We start from the raw sequence: 4,675 nt of genomic DNA, 5'->3' as shown, positions 1-4,675 counted from the left end.
ATTTATGCGATCTCTCTCTAAAGATAGGAAATTAACTTAGGATTAATAGGATAGAAATGATAACATAAAAAATGATATAAATTAATTTTATAATTTACATGATGTTAGTTTAAATAAATTAAAAATTTTTAAATATATTATCTTCAATTTATTAACAAGATAGATAATGAATGTCTCTGTTAATCATTATTTAAACGCACTATTCTAATTTTTAAGATTAAAGTGATAAAAACATTATTCTATTTCGACCTAGTTTAAATCGTTTTTTATACTAAATTGATAGCAACACAACAAAAATACTTTCAATAAAAGTGGGCGTACTATGAAAAGCATGTTTACGACTCGGGAGCTCCCTGACGTAGATCGGTTTTCCGTATTCAGGGATACAATAAAAGACCGCTTTTTATCGTCTTATGAATGCAATGAAGTCGAATTGCCTCCTCACTCTCGATTTTATGCCAACATTGTCGAGCAGAAGGTGACAAATATTCGTTTTATTCAGCTAGAGTCTAATGGTCACTGGGCAAGCAGCCGTCCTTTAACCCATAAACTTAGCTTAGAAGAGCATTTTCAAATTGAGATACAGCGTTCAGGGACCAGCCACCTTACTCAAGATGGAAGAACCGCATTTCTACGGCAGGGAGACTTTTGTATTTTTGATATGGCAAGACCCGTATCATGGTCTTTTGATAATGATTACTCATTATTTAAAATTTTGATCCCAAGAGAAAAACTCGCATCACGCTTAGGTAATACCCAAAATCTTACCGCAAGAGCAATTCGAGGTAATAGCGTGACAGGATCTCTCGTTTATAGCTTTGTCATGCGTTATATTCCTTTCCTAGATTCAATGCCACCACAGCATGCGCAACAACTTGCTGATATTTTATTGAATTTAATTACGTCCGCTTTCAGTGAATACAGTATTGCAACTCCTCCTCAAAGTTTAGGAAGGTCAACGCTGTTTTATTTTGCTCAGCACTATCTTGAGCAACACCTGTCTGATCCAGATCTCAGCGTGAATGAATGTGCCAATGCTTGTGGGATCTCCGTGCGCTATTTACAGATGTTATTTAAAGAACAAAATACCTCTGTACTTCGTTGGATCTACCAAAAACGTCTTGAGAATTATAAAACGGCTTTAGTCAATCCTCTTTTAGCAGAGAAAAATATTACACAATTAGCGTATGAATGTGGATTTAGCGATATTTCTAATTTAAGTCGAAAATTTAAATCCGAATTTTTTATGACCCCATCAGAGTATCGGAAAATACATTCATTAAGATAAATAAACTTATTATCTCCCCCTCTAGTTAAATTTTTGGAGGTTATTCTAGAAGGGGGATAAAAGTTATCACATCAGCCGTAACGAAACTCAATCCCTAATGTGCCACACGGATATTCCCATTTTTTTAAAATCGTCTCACCACATAAAACACGGCAAGTACCACACTCTAAACATCCGGCATAATCAAAAAGATATTGCCCCTTTTCATCTTTTTTATATAAACCCGCTGGGCAAGCTTTCATTAAGATTTCAAATTGTGCAGGATCAATATCATCCTTTAAGACGATATGTGGATTTTCTTCATCTACATTAAATTTATTGACCCCTAATTTAACGTCTACGTTTACTTGGCTCATAAAGAACGTACCCCCTTAAATCCATCTTTAATTAAGTTCATTACACCGACTTTCTTAACTTGAGACAGTATTTTCTTACGCACCGGTTTTTCTGGACCATTAATCACGAATAAGTCATGCATGACATTGGCAGCCATTTGCGGATAATCCGTAAAGAATCTTGTATTATCGAGGAAAGAAGGTAAGTCTTTGTATAACTTCATATCTTTCATGACGAAACTGTCATTTAATAAAGATTGATAGCAACTGAGTTCTTTTTGGCTATAGCTGTTTTGCTCTTTCGCCATTAATACGGCTTTTGCAGCTGCTTCACCAGAAGCAATCGCTAAATCCATCCCTCTTACGGTATAGCCAACGTTGAGACAAAATCCAGCAGCATCTCCCGCAACTAATACGCCATCTTTGACTAATTCAGACACCATATTCATGCCACCTTCTGGCACCATATGCGCTGAATATTCTAATAATTTGCCATCTTTAATAAGCGGTGCAACAACAGGATGTTGTTTAAAGTCTTCTAATAATTGGGGAACCGTTTTTTCGAACTTATCGACATTATGTAGCCCCAAAACAAGGCCTAAAGACACCGTGTTTTTGTTGGTATATAAAAATCCGCCACCTAAATATCCGCCTGATGGTGCGCCAGCAAAAAGCCAAGCTAAACCTTCATCGTGAGTACACCCAAATCGATCTTCCATTTGTTGTGGCGTGAATTCCAATAACTCTTTAACCCCCACCGCTACGGTGTGAGGATTAACTTTTTGTGTCATCCCTAACTGTCTTGCTAATAATGAATTAACACCATCAGCGAGGATAACCACATGGGCTTCAATTTCATCATCACCCGCTTTAACACCACACACTTTTCCGTCTTTCACCAACACTTCATCAACACGAACACCGGTGATCACTTGTGCGCCAGCGTTTTCTGCTTTTTCCATTAACCATTGATCAAAAGAAGAACGTAATACGGTATAAGAGCGAGCGGCTTCCTCTTCTTGCTGAGTATGTTGATAATCTAAAGTGACCCCATCGGTTTCTGTGAGCATGGAAATTTTTTCACGTGTCACAAGGCGCTCAACGGGGGCTTCTTGAGCAAAATTGGGAATGATTTTTTCAAGACTGTGCGCGTATAAACGTCCGCCTGTCATATTTTTACTGCCAGCGAAATTACCTCGCTCTACAACTAAAACATCACACCCTGCTTGTGCTAATACATAGGCAGCAGTACCACCAGCAAGTCCACCACCCACAATAATGGCGTCAAAAATATCGTCTGACATACTTTCCTATCCTTTTATTATGTGTGGCCGCTTAGCAAATAATCGCTAAGCGACCTACGGTGATTAGCCGCCAAGCTTCGCGGTTAATGCAGGTAACACTTTGTAGAGATCACCAACAATACCGTAATCCACCATATTGAAAATGGGGGCGTTTTTATCTTTGTTGATAGCAACGATGATTTTTGTTCTATCCACACCCACCATATGCTGGATTTGCCCTGAAATACCGACAGCCACATAAACATCCGCACCCAAAGTCACGCCGGAAACGCCAATGTAGCGATCGTGTTCCATCCAGCCTTCACCTTCAGCAATTGGACGTGAACAACCGACTTCGCCTTGAAGGGCTTTCGCTAATGCTGACGCTAATGCAATATCATCCGCCTGACCAAAACCGCGTCCGACACCCACAACACAATGCGCTTTACCTAAATCAACGGTACTACCTTGTTTTGGCTTACGCGCTAATACTTTTAATGTATGTGCAGGCGCGATAAAGGGACTTTGCACCACTTGTGCATTGGGTGCGTCTTTGATGGTTTCCACATCGAGTGCACTGCCCATAGTAGCAATAGCATAAGGTGAGCGGATTTCTGCTTTCGCATGCGCTAACCCCCCATAGACTTGGTGTGTGGCAATCACCGCATTATTTTCAATAGCAAGACTTAATGCATCACTGACAACTCCCGCTTTTAAAGTCACCCCAAGACGCGCTGCAATCGCTTTTGCGCGTTTTGATGAAGCAAGTAGAACCAATGCGTTCTCACCCGCTTCTTTAATAATTTCGGCAAAAGAAGCCGCATAATCTTCAGCAATTACACCGTCTTGCGGGGCAAAGCAATAAACACAATCAGCGCCTAAATTGACACATTCACGCGTGCTTTCATCATCGCCAATAAACAGCACATTAAACTTTTCACCAAGACCACGCGCAAACGCAATCAGCTTTGCTAAATCATCCGCTTTTTCGGCATAAACAAAGGTAGTAGGTAGTAAACTAGCCATTTTTAATCTCCTTATTGATTAACCGCTTGGCGTAAATGTTCAGCAAAAGTGGCAATATTTTCATCTGAATCACCGTCTAAAATAATACCCAGGCGATCAGATTGCTCTGGCGCACAAACTTGTGTTTGCACCACTGTCAGCGCAGAAATATCCACACCGATATCACCTAACCCTAGCTTTTCAACGGGCTTTTTATTCGCGGCTAAAATCGCTTTCATTGAAGGGAGTTTGGGGGTGTTAATGCTTGAAGTGACACACACAATGGCAGGCAATGTCAGTTCAAGTTCTTCAGTGATATTCTCTAAATCGCGTTCAACAATGATTTTGTCACCCTCAACGGTGATTTTATTTACGGCGTTTACACAAGGTAACCCCAAATATTCACCTACCGCTAAACCCGTTTGTTGTGCATATAAATCGCCAGAACCTTCACCGAAAACTAATAAATCAAAACCCATTTTTTGTGCTGCTTGCGCGATAATATTGGCGGTATCCGTTGAATAAAGTGCATGACAGGCATCATCAACCACCAGTGTTAATGCATCAGGACCACGCGATAAAATATCTTTTTTGATTTTCGCGTTTTCAACCATGGCACTTGTTCCCACACTTAATGCAGTGACAGTGCTATCACCAAGGGTAGAGCAATTTCTACTGCAGTTTCAATTGCATTTAAGTCATACAAACTAATTTTTAACCCCGCATTATCAGTTGCGAGTGTACGATCAGGCCGTGTTGTGATG

4 protein-coding genes and 1 pseudogene are annotated in these 4,675 nt (G+C 40.0%); 1 reads left to right on the top strand and 4 read right to left on the bottom strand.

The features are described 5' to 3' along the window. Positions 1–322 precede the first annotated feature (322 nt). Entirely contained in the window at positions 323–1,288 is a 966-nt protein-coding gene (locus BHE89_RS09940) for a helix-turn-helix domain-containing protein (protein ID WP_069369776.1), read from the top strand. Positions 1,289–1,359: 71 nt separating this feature from the next. Here the strand turns inward: BHE89_RS09940 and BHE89_RS09935 are convergent, their stop codons facing one another. The 4 genes and pseudogenes from BHE89_RS09935 to fixA form a co-directional block, all read right to left on the bottom strand. Further along, positions 1,360–1,644: a ferredoxin family protein gene (locus tag BHE89_RS09935; protein ID WP_060556296.1), complete on the bottom strand. Its 285-nt coding sequence runs from the start codon at positions 1,642–1,644 to the stop codon at positions 1,360–1,362. Continuing rightward, a complete protein-coding gene (locus tag BHE89_RS09930) occupies positions 1,641–2,927 on the bottom strand; it encodes an FAD-dependent oxidoreductase (protein WP_069369777.1) in 1,287 nt (428 codons plus the stop codon). The genes BHE89_RS09935 and BHE89_RS09930 overlap by 4 nt, the downstream gene beginning before the upstream one ends. A gap of 63 nt (positions 2,928–2,990) precedes the next feature. Beyond that, complete coding sequence (locus BHE89_RS09925) at positions 2,991–3,932, bottom strand: FAD-binding protein (protein ID WP_069369778.1); 942 nt, start codon at positions 3,930–3,932, stop codon at positions 2,991–2,993. An 11-nt stretch (positions 3,933–3,943) separates the two neighbouring features. Then, positions 3,944–4,674, bottom strand: a pseudogene (gene fixA, locus BHE89_RS09920) (putative electron transfer flavoprotein FixA). Between the last annotated feature and the right edge of the window lies 1 nt (position 4,675).

The organism is Shigella sp. FC1967 (assembly GCF_001743005.1).
GTDB lineage: Bacteria > Pseudomonadota > Gammaproteobacteria > Enterobacterales > Enterobacteriaceae > Proteus.
The sequence above is the reverse complement of the archived record's forward strand: the minus strand, read 5'-3'. Positions and strand labels throughout refer to the sequence as shown.